We start from the raw sequence: 18,504 nt of genomic DNA on the forward strand, positions 1-18,504 counted from the left end.
ACGCGAGAGTGGTGTTCAAAAGTGCACCGTGCTTTTATCCGGCAACTTGATTTCACTGGGGTATATACCCAAGTTCAAAGAAATTGCAGGTAGACGGCAAGCGCTGGTCCGCAGGGTGAACCTCATGGAAGAGGTTTATTAACCCCGATAAGCTTACATGGGTAAGTGATTCGGGTGAGCGAGCGTAGCCAACGCAGCGCCGCGCTGCCAACAACTCGAATTATTTAGTGTATAGCGCTAGATCCCGTCGCCATATTCAAATCCGTTATTGTCGCCGTTGAAGTACTGATCCATATCCATGGAAGGAGTATCACTTTCCGGGCGACCAACAATACGCGCGGGAACGCCAGCAGCGGTGGTATGTGGCGGAACCGACTGTAATACCACCGAACCTGCACCAATTTTTGCCCCTTTGCCCACTTCAATATTGCCGAGGATTTTAGCCCCCGCGCCAATCATCACCCCTTCACGGATTTTCGGATGGCGATCCCCCCCGGTTTTGCCTGTCCCACCCAGCGTCACCGACTGCAGAATAGAGACGTTATTCTCCACCACGGCGGTTTCACCGATCACAATACCGGTGGCATGGTCGAGCATAATGCCGCAACCAATGTTGGCGGCCGGGTGTATATCGACACAAAAAGCGACGGAGATTTGGTTTTGCAGATAAATAGCCAAAGCCTGACGGCCTTGCTTCCATAGCCAATGACCAATACGGTAAGCCTGCAAGGCATGGAAACCTTTCAGATAGAGCAATGGCGTTGAGTATTTATCCACAGCAGGGTCACGCAAGCGTACCGCCAGAATATCGCGGGCGGCGGAAACAATCATCTGTGCATCAGAACGGTAGGCATCTTCCACCACTTCACGCACGGCAATCGCTGGCATGATGGGGTTAGCCAATTTATTGGCCAGAATATAACTCAGTGCACTGCCCAGATTTTCATGCTTGAGCAAGGTCGCATGAAAAAAGCTGGCCAACATCGGTTCACATTCAGCCAATGCCCTCGCTTCTGATTTAATATTGTTCCACACCTGTGCTAACTCTTCTGACGACATCCCTTTTTCTCCGCCTCAAAAAAACAGCCTTTCGCCATCACTCCAGCACCCGAGCAATACCTCGGGGATCAAACACTGCGCTTTTCGTCTTTCTTGGTACGCCCAAGCAGGCTCAATGCTGCCTCACGGGCATTTTTATCACAATACAGCACTTGATAAACCTGCTCAGTAATGGGCATTTCCACCCCAAAACGCTGCGCCAGTGCCAATACTTCCTTGGTATTGCGGTAGCCCTCTACCACTTGACCAATTGCCTCTTGGGCTTCCTTTACTCCCATACCTTGCCCCAGCATAATACCGAAACGCCGGTTGCGAGACTGATTATCAGTACAGGTCAATACCAGATCACCCAGCCCAGCCATCCCCATAAAAGTGGCCGGATCGGCACCCAATGCTGAACCCAGGCGGCTCATTTCCGCCAAGCCACGGGTAATCAATGCGGTACGGGCGTTAGCACCAAAACCAATTCCGTCTGACATCCCGGCACCAATTGCAATCACGTTTTTAACCGCGCCCCCTAACTGCACGCCGATAAAATCCGGATTACTGTACACGCGGAAACTTTTGCCACAATGCAACAATTGCTGCAGGTCATCGGCAAACTGTTGGTCCGTGGCTGCTAGCGCGATAGCCGTAGGCAGCCCTGCCGCCAACTCTTTGGCAAACGTGGGCCCAGACAGCACCGCCAGTGGGATATCCGGCCCAAGCGCATCCCGTGCTACATCTTGCAGCAGGCGGCCGGTTTCGGTTTCTAGCCCTTTGGTGGCCCAGACAATACGAGCATCCTGACGCAGATGGGGCTTCAACTGGCGCAGTACATCGCCAAAAACATGGCTGGGAACGACCACCAGCACATCTCGGCTGGCGGCCAGCGCACGAGCCAAATCGGTTTCAAGCAACAAAGTATCGGGGAAGGGGACATCAGGCAGAAACGCCTGATTGCAGCGATCACGCTGCATAATTTGGATCTGTTCGGGGTTATGCCCCCAGAGCACGACCGGATAACCGTTACGTGCCAGTGTAATAGCCAATGCGGTGCCGTACGAGCCGGCACCGATGACAGTCATTGAAGCATTGACGCTACTCATCAGGCATCCTGACGCGGTTCAGCACCTTCCGTTCCCGCTGTTTCCGCCGCTTGCTGCTGCAAATAGCTCATGAACAGTGCGTCAAAATTGACAGGGGCCAGATTCAACTGTGGGAATGTACCGCGAGAAACCAGGTTGGTGATGCACTCACGCGCATAAGGGAACAAAATGTTCGGGCAGTATGCACCCAGGCAATGTGCCAACTGTGTACCTTCGATACCAGATACAGAGAAAATCCCTGCCTGTTGAACTTCACACAGGAAAGCAGTTTCTTCACCCAGAGAAGCGGTTACGGTAACACGCAGTACCACTTCGTACACCTCATCTGCCAGCAGAGTCGAGGCCGTGTCCAGATCGAGTTTCACTTCTGGTTGCCACTCTTGCTGGAATACCTGCGGAGCCTGTGGTGCTTCGAATGAGATATCTTTGGTATAAATACGTTGGATCTGGAAAGCCATCTCTGCGCTATTTTGTTCTGACATGTGTGTAATATCCTTGTTTAACGATGTTTATTGTTTAACTATGTTTATTGTTTAACTATCTTTATTGACACTCTGTGACTGGGATACCCCGTCAGCCAGAGCGAATAAAAACTTACTTGCCGCGAGCCAATGGCAGGTTTTCACCACTCCAGCCCGTAATGCCGTCTTTCAGAGTATAAACGTTTTCAAACCCGGCTTTGCTCAGGTTTTCTGCTGACGCGCGAGAAGTCGTACCATTGGCGCAAACCACAATCACAGGTTGAGCTTTGTGCTTTTCCAACTCGCCAAAGCTGCCACTTTTTATTTCGCTTGCCGTCAGGTTGATAGCGTTGGCGATATGGCCTTTACGGAAATCATCACGGCTGCGGATATCGACAATAACCGCGTCTTCTTTGTTAATCATTAGGGTAGCCTGACCTCGACCGATCTCTTTCACCTTAGAGAAACGGCTCTTGAAGGTCATGACGATCACAGCAATCAGTAAAGCGACCCAAGCCAGGCTCAGTATGGTGTTCCTACTAACAAATAGCATAATTTCTTGCAGCATGGGGGGTAACAACTCCCGTCAGTTAAGGGAAAATAAGTCAAGGCTTCAGAGTATACCTGCCGAATGCGGCAAATACAGCCAATAAGCAAGACCGGAATGCAGAAACTGCGGAGTAAATTGGAAAAATACCCTGATGAGAGCCAGAAATGCACCATCGTTAAGTGCATATTTGATCTCTCTGGGTTCTTTTTAGCCAGCTACGTTGTAGAATTACCCGGTTTGGGAGAGTGAATAGCCATCACTCCTGTGGGCTGATGGCTATTCACAACTTGTATACCTATCATCCTTCAAGTGACAAGCCGTTAATAGCTACTTGAAAGATGACACGTATAGCGATCATAAAAGAGGTTATTGCAATGTCGAGCACGAAAAAGCCCATGGTACTGGTGATCCTGGACGGTTACGGCTACCGGGAAGAGCAACAGGATAATGCGATCCTGAATGCCAACACACCCGTGATGGATCAACTGTGGCAGCAACAGCCACATACCCTGATTGCCGCTTCAGGCCTGGATGTCGGCTTACCCGATGGCCAGATGGGTAACTCGGAAGTGGGCCACGTTAACTTGGGGGCCGGGCGTATCGTGTATCAGGATCTGACCCGTCTGGACAAAGAGATTAAAGAGGGTGATTTCTTCACCAACTCAATACTGACCAACGCTGTCGATAACGCAGTAAAAGCGGGTAAAGCGGTCCATATTATGGGTTTGATGTCCCCAGGAGGCGTACATAGCCATGAAGACCATATTCTGGCCATGGTCCAACTGGCAGCACAACGGGGAGCCAAAGCGGTTTACCTGCATGCCTTCCTGGATGGTCGTGATACACCACCGCGCAGTGCTGAAAATACACTGAAACGTTTCAATGACCAATTTACCCAACTGGGTTGTGGTCGCATCGCATCGGTGGTGGGCCGTTACTATGCCATGGACCGTGATAACCGTTGGGATCGGGTGCAATTGGCCTATGATCTAATGACTCAGGCAAAGGGCGAATATACTGCAGATAACGCAGTCAGCGCACTGCAAGCGGCTTACGCTCGTGATGAGAACGACGAATTCGTCAAACCCACCGTGATTCAGGCCGCAGGTGAAGCCTCTGCCGCCATGAATGATGGTGATGCACTTATCTTTATGAACTTCCGTGCTGACCGTGCGCGTCAAATCACCCGTGCCTTTGTGAATGCCGATTTCGATGGTTTCCCACGGAGCAAAGTGGTCAAATTCTGTGATTTCGTGATGTTGACCGAGTACGCAGCCGATATTCAGACGGCCAGTGCCTACCCGCCAGAGTCACTGACCAATACCTTCGGTGAGTGGCTGATGAAACACAATAAAACCCAGCTACGCATCTCCGAAACCGAAAAATACGCTCATGTCACCTTCTTCTATAACGGCGGTGTCGAAGAGCCATTTAAAGGTGAAGATCGTCTGCTGATCAACTCGCCCAAAGTCGCCACCTACGATCTGCAACCAGAAATGAGTTCAGCAGAACTCACCAAAGAACTGCTGGCTGCGATCAACAGCGGTAAATATGACACCATTATCTGTAACTACCCGAATGGCGACATGGTAGGTCATACCGGCATTTACGAAGCCGCTGTCAAGGCGGTAGAAACTCTGGATAACTGCATCGCGCAGGTGGTTGATGCCGTGAAAGCCGTTGATGGCCAACTGTTGATCACCGCCGATCATGGCAACGCAGAACAAATGCGCGATCCCGCAACTGGTCAGGCGCACACCGCACACACCAGCTTGCCGGTACCGTTGATTTATGTGGGTAAAGCGGCCAAAGCAGTAGAAGGTGGCAAACTGTCAGATATCGCCCCCACCATGCTGTCATTGATGGGAATGGAAATCCCGCAAGAGATGACTGGTAAGCCGCTGTTCATCGTGGAATAATCCTTCTCCATGAAGGAGAAGGCCACTTTTGTATTATCAAAGGCAACGCCAAACGCATATTCAGGCAAGCTATCACGGCCTGAATATGCTGGGTGGTCGTTTGCTACCCTCTGCGCCAGTGTTTTTTTTGCTGGCGCATTGTTGTGGCCATTAACCAGCCACAGTGCAGAAGATAACAACTCCCAACTCAAAGACATCCAGCAGAGCATCGCAGAAAAAGAGCAGGCAGTTAAACGGCAGCAGCAGAAACGCAGTTCCTTGCAGGATCAGCTCAAGCAGCAAGAAAAAAGCATCGCACAAGCTAGCCGCGCGTTACATGGTACCCAGGGAACACTCACGGTACTGGGCAAAGATATTTCTGGCCTTAATACCTCAATCGCCAAACTGGAAAAACAACAAGCCACCCAGCAAGAAATCCTCGCCAAGCAACTTGATGCAGCGTTTCGACAAGGGCAGCATGGCGCATTGCAGCTTATTCTCAGTGGTGAAGAAAGCCAACGTAGCGAACGTATTCTCGCCTATTTCGGTTACCTCAATGAAGCACGCCAGCAATCCATAGAACAACTCAAGCAGACTCGCCGTCAATTGGCGGAACAGAAACGTTCGCTGGTGGCTAAACAAGGTCAACAAAAATCTCTACTTAACGAACAGCAAAGCCAGCAACAAAAGTTGGAGCAGGCGCGCAGTGCACGTAAAAAAACCTTGGTGTCATTAGAAGCCTCGTTGGAAAAAGATCAACAGCGGCTAGTGGAATTACGCCAGAACGAAACCCGTCTACGTGACCAAATCGCCCGGGCAGAACGTGAAGCTAGAGCCCGCGCCGAACGGGAAGCGCGTGAAGCGACTAAAGTACGTGAACAAGTGAAGGTCAAAGAACAGCAGGCGAAAAAAACCGGCACCAGCTATAAACCCAGTGAAAGCGAACGTTCATTGATGGCACGAACCGGCGGTTTGGGTCAGCCATCTGGGCAAGCGATGTGGCCAGTGCGAGGTCGCGTCCAACATAATTTTGGCGAACAACTGCAGGGTGAGTTACGCTGGAAAGGGATTGTGATCGAAGCTCGAGAAGGCAGCGAAGTAAAAGCCATTGCCGATGGCCGGGTTCTGCTGGCTGACTGGCTGCAAGGTTACGGCCTGGTGATCGTCGTTGACCACGGCCAGGGTGATATGAGTCTGTACGGTTACAATCAGAGTGCGTTGGTTAACGTCGATGCACAAGTGCGTGCTGGCCAACCCATTGCCTTGGTGGGTACCAGTGGTGGGCAGGGTACACCGTCGCTGTACTTTGAAATTCGTCGCCAAGGCCGAGCGGTCAACCCGGTGCCATGGTTAGGAAGGTAGCTTTGTACTATACCCGTTATACTTCAAGTTTCTTGGGTGTTAGCTGCGCTCAATCACCCCAGTCACATAGTTTTCTATGCTCCTGGGGATTCCATCGCTGCCATGCCTACAAGCAACTCGAATTATTTTGTGTATATACCAAAACAGGTATCGCCATGTTGCTGGGGGCGCTACTGCTCGCTAGCACTGTGCAGGCAGGAAAGTTGTCGATTGTAATCGATGATATGGGTTATCTGCCACGTGAAGACCATGCCATACTGCAAATGCCGGTAGCCATTTCTGTGGCCATCCTGCCTAATTCCCCTCATGCCCACCAAATCGCCACCCAAGCGCACAATCAGGGCCGCGAAATACTCATCCATATACCCATGGCTCCGCTCAGCAAACAGTCGCTAGAGCGTGATACGCTGCAACCCTCCATGAGCAGTGAAGAGGTTCAGCGCATTATTCGTGATGCCGTCAATAATGTGCCCTATGCGGTAGGGATAAATAACCATATGGGCAGCGCCATGACCTCCAGCCTACCGGGGATGCAAAAGGTGATGCAGGCGCTGGCCGGCTACCAGCTCTATTTTCTGGACAGCATGACCATTGGAAATAGTCAGGCCACACGCGCTGCCACGGGCACCGGGATAACGGTGATCAAACGCAAGGTGTTCCTTGATGATAGCGCCAACCCGAATGATATCCGCCAGCAGTTTAATCGGGCCGTTGATGTAGCACGCCGTCATGGTTCGGCTATCGCCATCGGCCATCCTCGCCCCGCCACAATAAAAGTGCTGCAACAGATGTTGCCGACCTTGCCCGGTGATATCGTCCTGGTGAAACCCAGCGCACTGCTTAATGAACCACAGCAAAGTCATGGCAGCGATACACCGCAACGGCAACCACACATCCTAACGCCGAAGTCACCATTTAGCGGCACCATCAAGCAGTGCAAGGTTAAGCTGCCGAAACAGGGGGTCAACACAGGTGACGCCTTGAAGGTGATTGGGGAAGGAGTGGCGCAATCACCCATCGTGGTATTAATTAAACGCCATTGGCAGAACTGGGCCGGTTCAACGCAAAACCTACAAAACCAACAAGATTAGCGGAGGAGCACGCCGTGGGCTCCTCCTGGCCGCTTAATCCCAGCTCAAGACGACTTTCCCGGATTGCCCGGAACACATGACATCAAACCCCTGCTGAAACTCGTCGATCGAGAAACGGTGGGTGATAATCGGTGTCAGATCAAGACCTGATTGAATCAATGCCGCCATCTTGTACCAGGTTTCAAACATTTCACGGCCATAAATCCCTTTGATAAACAGCCCTTTGAAAATGACTTGATTCCAATCGATAGACATATCCGAAGGTGGGATCCCCAGTAGCGCAATGCGCCCACCATGATTCATCGCATTGAGTAACGAACGGAATGCCGGTGGTGCGCCGGACATCTCGAGCCCCACATCAAAGCCCTCCGTCATGCCCAACTCGGCCATCACCGCCGTCAGGTCCTCTTTAGCCACGTTCACCGCACGGGTGACACCCATTTTGCGCGCCAGGTCGAGACGATACTCATTGACGTCGGTAATCACCACATGACGAGCGCCGACATGCTTACATACCGCAGCAGCCATAATGCCAATTGGGCCAGCACCGGAGACCAGCACATCCTCACCCACCAGATCGAAAGAGAGAGCGGTGTGTACAGCATTGCCGAAGGGGTCAAAAATAGCGGCCAGCTCATCGGAAATATTATCCGGAATTTTGAAGGCATTAAACGCTGGGATCACCAGATATTCAGCAAAAGCACCAGGGCGATTAACCCCCACTCCGGTGGTGTTACGACACAGATGAGTACGGCCACCCCGGCAGTTACGGCAATGCCCACAGGTAATGTGCCCTTCACCAGAAACACGATCCCCGATATTGAATCCTTTGACCTCTTGGCCAATAGCCACCACTTCCCCCACATACTCATGGCCAACCACCATGGGTACCGGGATGGTTTTCTGCGACCATTCATCCCACTTGTAGATATGAACATCAGTACCGCAGATGGCCGTTTTGCGGATTTTAATCATCACATCATTGTGACCCAGCTCTGGCTGAGGCACATCAGTCATCCAAATACCGGGTTCCGCTTTTAGTTTTGATAATGCTTTCATAGAAGTACCTTATGCAATAACACCCAGTGTCTTACCGATACGGATAAATGCCTCAACCGCATGTTCGATCTGCTCTGGTGTGTGATCAGCAGACATCTGGGTACGGATACGTGCCTGGCCTTGTGGTACCACCGGATAGAAGAAACCGGTGACGTAGATACCTTCTTTCAGCAAAGCGTTGGCAAAATCCTGCGCCAATTTGGCCTCACCTAGCATCACCGGAATAATCGCATGGTCAGCCCCGGCAAGCGTAAAACCGGCAGCGGTCATTTTTTCACGGAACAGCCGGGCATTACTCCACAAGCGTTCACGCAGTGCATCCCCTTGTTCCAATAGCTCCAGCACTTTGATCGACGCAGCCACAATCGCCGGGGCCAGCGAATTGGAGAACAGATAAGGGCGTGAGCGCTGGCGTAACCACTCCACCACCTCTTTTTTCCCTGCGGTATAGCCACCGGAAGCACCACCCAACGCCTTACCCAAGGTGCCGGTAATAATATCAACCCGGCCCATCACTTCGCAGTATTCATGTGTCCCGCGCCCATGGGCACCGACAAAACCCACCGCGTGGGAATCATCCACCATCACCAGTGCGTTGTATTGATCTGCCAGGTCACACACCCCTTTCAGATTGGCAATCACCCCATCCATCGAGAACACACCGTCGGTGGCGATCATGATGTGACGCGCACCATCCGCCTTGGCCTGCTTGAGTTGCTCCGCTAATTGATTCATATCGTTATTGGCATAGCGGTAGCGTTTAGCCTTGCACAAACGCACGCCATCGATGATGGAAGCATGATTCAAGGCATCAGAAATAATGGCATCTTCCGGGCCAAGCAAGGTTTCAAACAAACCGCCATTGGCATCAAAACAGGAGGAGTAGAGGATGGCATCTTCCATCCCCAGGAAACCCGCCAGTTTCTGCTCCAATTGTTTATGGCTATCTTGCGTACCACAGATAAAACGTACTGAAGCCATACCAAAACCATGGCTATCCATGCCCGCCTTGGCAGCAGCGATCAATGCCGGGTGGTTAGCTAGCCCAAGATAGTTATTGGCACAAAAATTGATAACATGGCGGCCATCGGCAACGGCGATATCTGCCTGCTGGGCGGAAGTGATGATACGTTCTTCCTTGAATAGCCCTTCGGCACGAGTGGTAGCAAGTTGTTGTTCTAACTGCTGATAAAAGGATGCGGACATTTAGTCATCTCCAAAATAGGGATATTTTGGGATATTTTACTGATTTATAACTAAGCTGACGACAATACACGACAGAGAAAATTAAAATTGCAGCAGATATCACGGCAAATGGCAGCGTCAATTAAGCGAATAGGATATTAACCATACCGCCGATGCTCCTGATGCAATGAAATGCTATTATAGGCGGCATATCAGAGTGAGCATGGTGCATCACCAAACAGAATATAGGGGTAAACCCAATGATTATCGTCACTGGCGGCGCTGGCATGATTGGCAGCAACATCATTAAGGCACTGAATGATCAAGGATATCGTGACATTCTGGTCGTCGACAACCTAAAAGATGGCACCAAATTCGTCAACCTGGTAGACCTTGATATCGCTGACTATATGGATAAAGAAGAGTTTCTCGTCAGCATTATGGCGGGTGACGATCTGGGTGATATCGAGGCTGTTTTCCACCAAGGTGCCTGCTCTTCCACCACCGAGTGGGATGGCAAATACATGATGGATAACAACTATCAGTATTCCAAGGATCTCCTGCATTTCTGTCTGGACCGCCAAATCCCCTTCCTGTATGCCTCTTCTGCTGCCACTTACGGTGGTCGCACCGATAACTTTATTGAAGAACGGCAGTATGAGCAGCCGCTGAATGTCTACGGTTACTCAAAATTCCTGTTCGACCAATACGTGCGTGAAATCTTGCCAGAGGCGGATTCGCAGGTATGCGCTTTCCGTTATTTTAATGTGTATGGCCCCCGTGAAGGGCACAAAGGCAGTATGGCCAGTGTGGCATTCCACCTGAACAACCAGATCCAGCGCGGTGAAAACCCCAAATTGTTCGCCGGTAGTGAAAACTTCAAGCGTGACTTTATTTATGTCGGCGACGTGGCGGCAGTGAATCTGTGGTTCTGGCAAAACGGCGTATCCGGTATTTTTAACTGCGGTACTGGCCGGGCGGAAACCTTCCAGGCGGTGGCGGATGCCGTGGTGGATTATCATCAATCAGGTGCCGTGGAATATATTGAGTTCCCGGAAAAACTGAAAGGCCGCTATCAGGCCTACACGCAAGCGGATCAAACCAAATTGCGCGCAGCCGGTTATAGCGCACCATTCAAAACCGTCGCCGAAGGCGTTAAAGAGTACATGGCCTGGTTGGATCGTACCGCTTAAGCTGAAGGAACGAATTTACGGTATGAAAATTCTGGTTATCGGCCCTTCGTGGGTTGGCGATATGATGATGTCGCAAAGCCTCTATCGCACCTTGAAGGCCGAGTATCCCTCAGCAGAAATCGACGTGATGGCCCCTGCCTGGTGCCGTCCTCTGCTGGCTCGTATGCCAGAAGTGAATCAGGCATTAGCCATGCCACTGGGCCATGGCGCCCTGGGGCTGGGTGAGCGCCGTCGTCTTGGTCATGCTCTGCGCTCGCAGGGTTATCAGCGTGCCTATGTGCTACCCAACTCGTTCAAATCTGCCCTGGTTCCCTTCTTTGCCAAGGTACCTTTGCGTATCGGTTGGCGCGGTGAGATGCGTTACGGTTTACTCAATGACCTGCGTGTGTTGGATAAAGCGGCGTTCCCCTTGATGGTGCAGCGCTATGTCGCCTTGGCTTACGATAAACAACGTATACACCGGGCGGAAGATCTGCCCCAGCCGCTACTCTGCCCACAATTGCAGGTCAGCGCCGGGGAAATCGCCGAAACCACAGCGGCATTTAACCTCACCGAGCAGCGGCCGATTATCGGTTTTTGCCCAGGTGCCGAGTTTGGCCCAGCCAAGCGTTGGCCGCACTATCATTACGCCACCTTGGCACAAGCGCTGATCAATCAAGGTTATCAAATTGTCCTGTTTGGTTCGGCCAAAGACAGTGAAGCGGGGGAACAGATCCGTGCCGCACTGGAAGAAAACAGCCGTGATTTCTGCCTTAATCTGGCCGGGAAAACACAGCTCGAACAAGCCGTCGTGCTGCTGGCTTCCTGCCAGGCAGTTGTCAGCAATGATTCCGGTTTGATGCATATTGCCGCGGCCCTGAATAAACCACTCATCGCACTGTATGGCCCAAGTAGCCCGGACTTCACTCCTCCGTTATCTCAGCAGGCCAGGGTGATCCGTTTGATTGATGGGTATCACAAAATCCGTAAAGGCGATGCTGATCAGGGTTATCACCAAAGCCTGATCGACATACAGCCCCAGCAGGTGTTAGACACGCTGATGCCACTACTTGCCGCCAGCGAGGAATAACCATGCAGGTACTGATCGTTAAAACCTCCTCAATGGGGGATGTACTTCATACCCTGCCTGCACTGACCGATGCCGTGCAGGCTATCCCTGGTATTGGTTTCGATTGGGTGGTGGAGGAAGGATTCAGCCAAATCCCCAGTTGGCACCCGGCGGTGGACCGCGTGATCCCGGTGGCACTTCGCCGTTGGCGTAAAAATTGGTTTGCTAAAGAGACCCGGCAGCAGCGCAACGATTTCAAACAGCAGGTACAACAACGCCAGTATGATATTGTCATTGATGCGCAGGGGTTAATTAAGAGCGCTGCGTTGGTGACGCGCCTTGCTCGCGGCAGCAAACATGGTCTGGATTGGCACAGCGCACGGGAACCACTAGCCAGTTGCTTTTATCAGCATCGTCATCCTGTGGATAAACAGCAACACGCAGTAGAACGTATACGCGAACTATTTGCCAAAAGCTTGGGTTATGAAAAACCGCATAATACCGGGGATTACGCCATTGCCGCGCGTTTTCTTAGCCATCCCCTTGCAGATGGCGGGAAATATCTGGTTTTCCTGCACGCAACCACGCGTGATGAAAAACATTGGCCAGAGCAGCATTGGCGTCAACTGATTGAATTACTTGCCCCTAGCGGGTTAAAGATCAAGCTCCCCTGGGGGGCCGAGCATGAACACCAGCGAGCTTTACGCTTGGCAGACGGGTTTGGGCATGTTGAAGTGTTACCCAAGCTGACTCTTGAGCAGGTAGCCGCCGTGTTGGCAGGCGCTAAAGCGGTGGTTTCAGTCGATACCGGGCTGAGTCATCTGGCTGCCGCCCTGGACCGCCCGAATATCACCCTGTATGGTCCAACAGACCCGGGGTTGATTGGGGGGTATGGGTTGAATCAGAATTCATTGATTGCGCCGAGAAAAAATATGCTAGAAATCACCGCTAACGCTGTCCGGACAGAACTACAAAAGGCCATCTAATGAAGAAACTGCATATTATTAATTTAGGGAAAATGGGTGGTGTTGAACGCCTGTTTTTGCAGTATATCAACGATACCACTGATAACAGTAACGAAGTAATTTGCATCAGCAGTGAGGTCGCTAAAGAAATTCGCCAACAGATGCCAAACCAGGCCGTGACGTTTGCCAATCGATTAATCAATTCACTCTCGCTGCGCTGCCCGCAATTTTTACGAAAATACCTGCTAACAAGAAAAATAGAAAGGGCCAATGCCGATGTGATCATCGTATGGGATCTGATTCCCGGTCTAGCAGCAAAACCTAAACGCGGCAAATTGATTTATTACGATCATGGCTGCTCCTGGCGTTATCCCAAAAATCATAAGACTCTGGGTTTCTTCGCTATGCTGGATGGTGTTATTTCTGCATCCCATGCGTCGAAACGCGTGATGGAATTACGTTTTAATTTACCCTGCCCAAACCCAGTAGTAATCAACCGTATCAAAACGCCAACAGGGCTTAACGATACCCCCAAGTTACTATCGCAACCAGTCAAGATCGGTACTGCTTCTCGACTAGTAAGTCTTAAAGGAATCAGCGTTTCCCTGCTGATGATGCAAGAGTTATTGCGTCGTGGACATCATGTTTCTTTAGAAATTGCAGGCAAAGGTCTAGACAGAGCAGCCTTTGAAGCTCTGGCTGAACGGCTACAACTCGGTGATCACGTCATATTCAGCGGTTTTCAAGATAATGTCGCAGACTTCTTTAACCGTATCGATATTTATATGAGTACACCGATTACCGAACCGTTCGGTTTGTCCTGTATGGAATCACTCTATTTTGGTGTGCCTGTAATATTCCCACTAATCGATGGTCAACCAGAGGCAGTGAAGGATGGTTATTGTGGTATTGGGCTAACACCGTCTATCACTATTGAACAGCATCAACATCTAACCGGCATAAAAGTTGATTTCCCGCATGATGTTTACGATCCACTCAGTGATTCACTCGTTAAGCCAAAATTATTGTCACATATCGATTGCGCAGATGCTGTGGAGAAACTGTTGGTGACAGATACTTACCAATTTCTCAGCAAAAATGCCCGTAATTACCCAATGACACATTTCAATTATGCAATGTTCAAGACTGATTTTGACCAGACTCTACTATCCTTGGCCACCCAGAATTAACCTAGTTGGAAAAACAGAACCATGCTGACAGAAAAGGCCCCCCATCCAGCATTTAGCTATCTTATTTATTTAGGGTGTGCTGTTGCTTTTTTTACCATTCCTTTCGGTTCCAACATTGGGCGTGATTTTTTTTATATCTCCAGTTACCTCTCATTGATTGTTATTTTCCTGCACGCAAAGTACTTCTTCAGAAACAAGATGAACCTAATTTTACCTATGCTTTTTTTCTGCGTAGGGATAGGATCCATTCTCTGGATGAGCGATTTTAAGCAACCAGGTGACTATATCAATATTTACCGCTCATACTTATCAACCGGAAAGTTACAAATAGCTACCGCATTTCTTTTACTGTTCGCACTGAATGAACGCCTTTGTATGCAGCGTGCATTTATTGTCGTGGCTTTAAGTTGCGGTTTGGCTGTCAATGGCTACGCACTTTATCAGGGATTGATATTAAATATTCCACGTATTGAACTCAACTTTGATCGCGCCACTGTCGTTGCCTATATTATGACCGCCATCAGTCTGGTCATGATGCAAGCCATTCTGATGTTACAAACTCGTTACCGCCTGATTTTATATGTTTTGGCTTTCTTGCTCACGTTCTCCAGTATCATCCTAACCGGAACAAGAGCTGCCATGTTGGTCTATCCTCTTGCGTCCATCTTATCGCTACTAGCAACAACAGAGTTAATATCTAGAAAACGCAAAATCCAGTTGGTAATCTCAATCCCTTTATTACTGCTAGTGAGTGGTGTTGTCTTCAAAACACAGATAGAAAAACGTATTAGTGATTTTAAAACCGACATACAAAGGATTGACCAACCCAAAGTGGAGAATTCAATTATTTCCAGGCTAAGTATGCAGGTCGTGGCTATACATGCTGGATCAGATGCACTATGGGGCCAATCCGCAGAGTTACGTGGCGAAAAAATCCGTACCATTGTCGCGCAAGAGCCCCAGCTATATGGAGCCATGCCCTATATCAATGTCCATCTACATAACGAATTACTGGAAACCTTTTCTCTTAAAGGTCTCTGGGGGGCGCTATGTTTACTGGCACTCTATATTGGTCTGTTTGTCTCGTCGCTGAGACCTCACCGCAATGCATTACTGCTAGGAATAAGTTTCAGTCTATTTGCTTACGGACTCAGCGATGTCGTTTTCTTCAGTAAGGAAGGCACCGTTATATTCTGTCTAGCGATTATTGCCAGTGTACTTTCCGTGAAAAAAAGTCGGGAGCCAACAGCATGAACCTGACATCACCTCTGCTTAGTATTATTGTTCCATTCTACAATAATGAGGATTTTATCATCGATAGTTTGGGGTCATTATTTGATCAAATTCGTGATGATATTGAAGTAGTAATTATTGATGATGGCTCGACAGATTCATCCTTTGTATTGGTCAACGAGTTTCTACTAAAAAAACAACATCCCTTAGTAAAATTTATTTCTCAGACAAACGGTGGTATTGCCAATGCCCGCAACGTCGGGTTACAAAATGCCGGTGGGCGCTATGTCACTTTTCTGGACGGAGATGACATGCTATGTACTGATTATCTGGCAGTTTTATACCCATTACTGCTCGAAGACCACGAGGATTTGATTGATTTCAACTATCAGAAATTCACCGTTTCTCCCTCTGTTTTACCCACAAATCAGCAGGTCAAACACATCGTGTACGACTTTCAACATCAAGGGCTGGATTGTCTAAAACCGCTATTTGCCAACTCGATGTGGCATCTTTGGAGTCGGGTTTATCGGCGTACATTGCTAGCAGGAGATACTTTTGAAAATGGGCGGCGCTATGAAGATGTTATCTTCACACCTTTCCAATATTTCAAAACCCGAAAAATTGCCCATATTGACCATGCGCTCTATCTATATCGCGATAATAACCAAGGGATCACCCGCAATATCAAGGCTAAAGATATTGAAGACATGCTGTTTGCGATGAAAAAAATGCTGCAATTTGTGGCACAACACCAAGGTGATGAACCGCTACGACAATTGGCTGCATTGATGCTCGCCAACTGTTTCTCCGAGGTGAAGTCCATGTCAAAAATAGTTTACGGCTATTATCACTATGAACCAGAGACCCTAAATACTCTTCGTCAGGCGGCCATGATATGCCAAGATAGTGACGTCCCGGGAAAAAAAGTCCGCCAAATGCGTTATGCACGAGTGGATACTTTTCTATCGAAAATGCGTTGGTGGCTACGCACCATCATACCAAGACGTTTCTAGCTTCTTATCAAGAGTTCAAAGACATATGAGCCACAATCTCATCATAAACACGCTGTGGCTGAATAACCCCCACCGGTCCATCAACCTCCAATGGCATGGTATAACCCGTTCGAGAAAGATGAATAATTCGGTGCAACTCTACATCCTGAATTGGTCCGGTAGACCGAGGATCAGCCGTCACAAATAAACTTATCGTCTTGGTTTTCAATGCAATCGCCAAATGCAAAGGCCCCGTGTCCCCAGATACCAGTAGATCGAGGCTATCAATTAATGTCAACGTTCCCTGTAGCCCAGTCTTACCTATCTTATTATCAACACAAGTCCGAGTATCAGGATGAATAAGCTGCAGGAACTCTTGTGCTTTCTTTTCATCTTTTTGCCCTGCACCAATCAACACAAAGCGCACATTTTGATATTGGACAGCCAACATATCCGCCAACTTGGCAAAGTGACCAACCGGCCAACAACGAGACTCTGTAGAAGCCCCAAGTTGAAATCCAATTGAGCAAAATTCGATGTTTCTAATGCCTGGCTTATAGGGGACAGGAATTTCCATAGTCGGATCGTCACAACGACACCCTAAAATGGAAATCAACTCCAGTTTTCGGCGGATAAAGTGCCCATAATAATGAAATACATAGTTGGTCAACCAAGGTTCCAACCCACATATCCCTGAACTATAGTTATCTCTGATGACATATTTTGCACCGGCCATAATGGCACTGATAACGTCATAAGGTAGGTGTGAATGCAGGATCAGAGCCAGGTCCGGCTGATGTTGCCGCAATGATTTCAACAGAGGGCCGATGGTCTTTATTTTACTGTTCCAGTAAATCACCCGATCATAATAGCGACCATTTTCTACTAACTCGCTATTTTTTTCATGTACTACCAGTGTGATATGTGCGGCAGGATAACGTTCACGCATCGCTCTCAACACCGGGGTATTGAACATGAAATCCCCTAAAGCTGTCGTGGAATAAATAACGATATTCTCGAACTGCATTTTGCTGTCAAAGGTCGCTTTATCCTGGAAACGACCATACTTCGCGGTATAACGTCGCAAGAACCAATCAGCAGCCTTGATTTTCCACTTTTTCGACATGTTAATTCACTTTAACCTGATAATATTCAGCCAACGTCATACCCACCGTGCGTTGCTGTAGCCAATCAAATAACTGTTCTAAATCCCGATACAAGGCTTCAATATCCTGCTCGTTTTTAAAGGTCGGGCTACCACCGGGCATAAACTCGGAAGAGTGAAGCATAAACTCAACATAATCATGCCCTTGTGCCAGCGAATTTTCCGCCACTCGCTTCATTTTTGCCAGATTATGACCGGATGGCCGCAGCCAATCTACTGATGGTGAGCGTTTTTTACCGCGAAAACGATCATAACCTTGCTTGAGCAAATTCATCAACGCAGAGTGTTTATACTGAATACTCATAGGAACTTCCAGCAACATCGAGTTACCGGGTTTGGCAATATTGGCTGGGTCAATAAAATAAGCCTGAGAGGGAAAATGGCGATAATCAGTTCCGCCGTTACCTTGGGGATTGCCCGGTGAATACTGCCAGTTAACCCGTGGAGTGACCGAACAATCTACCTGATAGCCATATTCCAGCAAAAGTGACGCATAAAACTCATTAAACGCCCAGCGCCCGGCACGGTGGCTGCGCATCTTGGTTTGAAAGGTATCTTCCAGCAACTTAGTCATATGATCGACTTTGGCACGGATCTGATTAGCGGGATATTCAATCAGATAAGGCTTATGGCGCCAGTCATTGTCAGTCAGTGGCTCAAGTGGGGGGCTGTTCCAGGCATGCAGATGCATACCCACTTCGGCGGTGCCGCGGGCAATCACATCACGGGCAAATTCGATATAGTGCGCATCCACTGCCATCTCATAATTGGTTAGATAAACTGGCTTGAACCCATATTTTTCACACAGCGCTTGAAATCGCGGCAAAAAACGGCTGTTCTCGGTCAAAATACGATCATGATTTTGCCAAAGGTTATCGCCTTCAGTATCAATGGTAATAAGAAACGCTGGTACGCTCATAAAGATACCTGTTGTTGTGCAAGCAGCGGGCTGATACTCATAA

The 18,504-nt window shown here is 49.2% G+C and carries 17 protein-coding genes; 9 read left to right on the plus strand and 8 right to left on the minus strand.

Going from position 1 to position 18,504, the window contains the following annotated elements; genetic code table 11:
• Positions 1–237: 237 nt before the first annotated feature.
• The 4 genes from cysE to IO95_RS22785 all read right to left on the minus strand — a co-directional run bounded on the left by cysE (position 238) and on the right by IO95_RS22785 (position 3,176).
• Complete coding sequence (gene cysE, locus IO95_RS22770; protein WP_023491251.1) at positions 238–1,059, minus strand: serine O-acetyltransferase; 822 nt, start codon at positions 1,057–1,059, stop codon at positions 238–240.
• A gap of 68 nt (positions 1,060–1,127) precedes the next feature.
• Positions 1,128–2,147 carry an NAD(P)H-dependent glycerol-3-phosphate dehydrogenase gene (gene gpsA / locus IO95_RS22775; RefSeq protein WP_023491250.1) on the minus strand — a complete coding sequence of 340 codons (1,020 nt, stop codon included), beginning with the start codon at positions 2,145–2,147 and terminating at the stop codon, positions 1,128–1,130.
• The gene (gene secB, locus IO95_RS22780; protein ID WP_037384815.1) at positions 2,147–2,629 is read right to left on the minus strand and encodes a protein-export chaperone SecB; all 483 of its coding nucleotides are present in this window, start codon (positions 2,627–2,629) and stop codon (positions 2,147–2,149) included. The genes gpsA and secB overlap by 1 nt, the downstream gene beginning before the upstream one ends.
• Positions 2,630–2,741: 112 nt before the next feature.
• Entirely contained in the window at positions 2,742–3,176 is a 435-nt protein-coding gene (locus IO95_RS22785) for a rhodanese-like domain-containing protein (RefSeq protein WP_023490537.1), read from the minus strand.
• Positions 3,177–3,532: 356 nt separating this feature from the next.
• On the opposite strand from IO95_RS22785, the gene gpmM reads away from it, so the two are divergent.
• The 3 genes from gpmM (at position 3,533) to IO95_RS22800 (ending at position 7,509) form a co-directional block, all read left to right on the plus strand.
• A complete protein-coding gene (gene gpmM / locus IO95_RS22790; protein WP_023490538.1) occupies positions 3,533–5,077 on the plus strand; it encodes a 2,3-bisphosphoglycerate-independent phosphoglycerate mutase in 1,545 nt (514 codons plus the stop codon).
• Between the two features lie 9 nt (positions 5,078–5,086).
• Positions 5,087–6,418: a murein hydrolase activator EnvC gene (gene envC / locus IO95_RS22795; protein ID WP_023490539.1), complete on the plus strand. Its 1,332-nt coding sequence runs from the start codon at positions 5,087–5,089 to the stop codon at positions 6,416–6,418.
• 155 nt (positions 6,419–6,573) lie between these two features.
• Complete coding sequence (locus IO95_RS22800; protein ID WP_023490540.1) at positions 6,574–7,509, plus strand: divergent polysaccharide deacetylase family protein; 936 nt, start codon at positions 6,574–6,576, stop codon at positions 7,507–7,509.
• 33 nt (positions 7,510–7,542) lie between these two features.
• Here IO95_RS22800 and tdh read toward each other — a convergent pair whose 3' ends face one another.
• Both tdh and IO95_RS22810 read right to left on the minus strand, forming a co-directional pair.
• Positions 7,543–8,568 carry an L-threonine 3-dehydrogenase gene (tdh, locus tag IO95_RS22805; protein WP_023490541.1) on the minus strand — a complete coding sequence of 342 codons (1,026 nt, stop codon included), beginning with the start codon at positions 8,566–8,568 and terminating at the stop codon, positions 7,543–7,545.
• Positions 8,569–8,577: 9 nt separating this feature from the next.
• Positions 8,578–9,774: a glycine C-acetyltransferase gene (locus tag IO95_RS22810; RefSeq protein WP_023490542.1), complete on the minus strand. Its 1,197-nt coding sequence runs from the start codon at positions 9,772–9,774 to the stop codon at positions 8,578–8,580.
• A gap of 239 nt (positions 9,775–10,013) precedes the next feature.
• On the opposite strand from IO95_RS22810, the gene rfaD reads away from it, so the two are divergent.
• Genes rfaD through IO95_RS22840 form a run of 6 tightly spaced genes read left to right on the plus strand, consistent with a single transcriptional unit; the run spans position 10,014 to position 16,398 of the window.
• Positions 10,014–10,946, plus strand: coding sequence for an ADP-glyceromanno-heptose 6-epimerase (rfaD, locus tag IO95_RS22815; protein ID WP_037384818.1), 933 nt, complete (start codon positions 10,014–10,016; stop codon positions 10,944–10,946).
• 22 nt (positions 10,947–10,968) lie between these two features.
• Positions 10,969–12,015, plus strand: a complete 1,047-nt coding sequence (gene rfaF, locus IO95_RS22820; protein WP_023488971.1) for an ADP-heptose--LPS heptosyltransferase RfaF — start codon at positions 10,969–10,971, stop codon at positions 12,013–12,015.
• A 2-nt stretch (positions 12,016–12,017) separates the two neighbouring features.
• Positions 12,018–12,980, plus strand: a complete 963-nt coding sequence (rfaC, locus tag IO95_RS22825) for a lipopolysaccharide heptosyltransferase RfaC (RefSeq protein ID WP_023488970.1) — start codon at positions 12,018–12,020, stop codon at positions 12,978–12,980.
• Positions 12,980–14,149 (plus strand): glycosyltransferase, encoded by a 1,170-nt coding sequence (locus tag IO95_RS22830; RefSeq protein WP_037384821.1) that lies wholly within the window; start codon positions 12,980–12,982, stop codon positions 14,147–14,149. Before rfaC ends, IO95_RS22830 begins: the two co-directional genes overlap by 1 nt.
• A gap of 21 nt (positions 14,150–14,170) precedes the next feature.
• On the plus strand, positions 14,171–15,403 hold the full coding sequence (locus IO95_RS22835) for an O-antigen ligase (protein ID WP_037384823.1): 1,233 nt from the start codon (positions 14,171–14,173) through the stop codon (positions 15,401–15,403).
• Positions 15,400–16,398 carry a glycosyltransferase family 2 protein gene (locus IO95_RS22840; RefSeq protein WP_037384826.1) on the plus strand — a complete coding sequence of 333 codons (999 nt, stop codon included), beginning with the start codon at positions 15,400–15,402 and terminating at the stop codon, positions 16,396–16,398. Before IO95_RS22835 ends, IO95_RS22840 begins: the two co-directional genes overlap by 4 nt.
• Positions 16,399–16,405: 7 nt before the next feature.
• Here the strand turns inward: IO95_RS22840 and IO95_RS22845 are convergent, their stop codons facing one another.
• Together IO95_RS22845 and IO95_RS22850 are read right to left on the minus strand one after the other, a co-directional pair.
• Entirely contained in the window at positions 16,406–17,503 is a 1,098-nt protein-coding gene (locus IO95_RS22845; protein WP_037384828.1) for a glycosyltransferase family 9 protein, read from the minus strand.
• A 1-nt stretch (position 17,504) separates the two neighbouring features.
• A complete protein-coding gene (locus IO95_RS22850) occupies positions 17,505–18,461 on the minus strand; it encodes a polysaccharide deacetylase family protein (protein WP_037384831.1) in 957 nt (318 codons plus the stop codon).
• Positions 18,462–18,504: the final 43 nt, after the last annotated feature.

This window comes from Serratia sp. DD3, assembly GCF_000496755.2.

Coding starts and splice junctions, on each gene's coding strand:
- cysE (WP_023491251.1), bottom strand. CDS start 1,059: ATGTCGTCAGAAGAGTTAGCACAGGTGTGGAACAATATTAAATCAGAA.
- gpsA (WP_023491250.1), bottom strand. CDS start 2,147: ATGAGTAGCGTCAATGCTTCAATGACTGTCATCGGTGCCGGCTCGTAC.
- secB (WP_037384815.1), bottom strand. CDS start 2,629: ATGTCAGAACAAAATAGCGCAGAGATGGCTTTCCAGATCCAACGTATT.
- IO95_RS22785 (WP_023490537.1), bottom strand. CDS start 3,176: ATGCTGCAAGAAATTATGCTATTTGTTAGTAGGAACACCATACTGAGC.
- gpmM (WP_023490538.1), top strand. CDS start 3,533: ATGTCGAGCACGAAAAAGCCCATGGTACTGGTGATCCTGGACGGTTAC.
- envC (WP_023490539.1), top strand. CDS start 5,087: ATGAAGGAGAAGGCCACTTTTGTATTATCAAAGGCAACGCCAAACGCA.
- IO95_RS22800 (WP_023490540.1), top strand. CDS start 6,574: ATGTTGCTGGGGGCGCTACTGCTCGCTAGCACTGTGCAGGCAGGAAAG.
- tdh (WP_023490541.1), bottom strand. CDS start 8,568: ATGAAAGCATTATCAAAACTAAAAGCGGAACCCGGTATTTGGATGACT.
- IO95_RS22810 (WP_023490542.1), bottom strand. CDS start 9,774: ATGTCCGCATCCTTTTATCAGCAGTTAGAACAACAACTTGCTACCACT.
- rfaD (WP_037384818.1), top strand. CDS start 10,014: ATGATTATCGTCACTGGCGGCGCTGGCATGATTGGCAGCAACATCATT.
- rfaF (WP_023488971.1), top strand. CDS start 10,969: ATGAAAATTCTGGTTATCGGCCCTTCGTGGGTTGGCGATATGATGATG.
- rfaC (WP_023488970.1), top strand. CDS start 12,018: ATGCAGGTACTGATCGTTAAAACCTCCTCAATGGGGGATGTACTTCAT.
- IO95_RS22830 (WP_037384821.1), top strand. CDS start 12,980: ATGAAGAAACTGCATATTATTAATTTAGGGAAAATGGGTGGTGTTGAA.
- IO95_RS22835 (WP_037384823.1), top strand. CDS start 14,171: ATGCTGACAGAAAAGGCCCCCCATCCAGCATTTAGCTATCTTATTTAT.
- IO95_RS22840 (WP_037384826.1), top strand. CDS start 15,400: ATGAACCTGACATCACCTCTGCTTAGTATTATTGTTCCATTCTACAAT.
- IO95_RS22845 (WP_037384828.1), bottom strand. CDS start 17,503: ATGTCGAAAAAGTGGAAAATCAAGGCTGCTGATTGGTTCTTGCGACGT.
- IO95_RS22850 (WP_037384831.1), bottom strand. CDS start 18,461: ATGAGCGTACCAGCGTTTCTTATTACCATTGATACTGAAGGCGATAAC.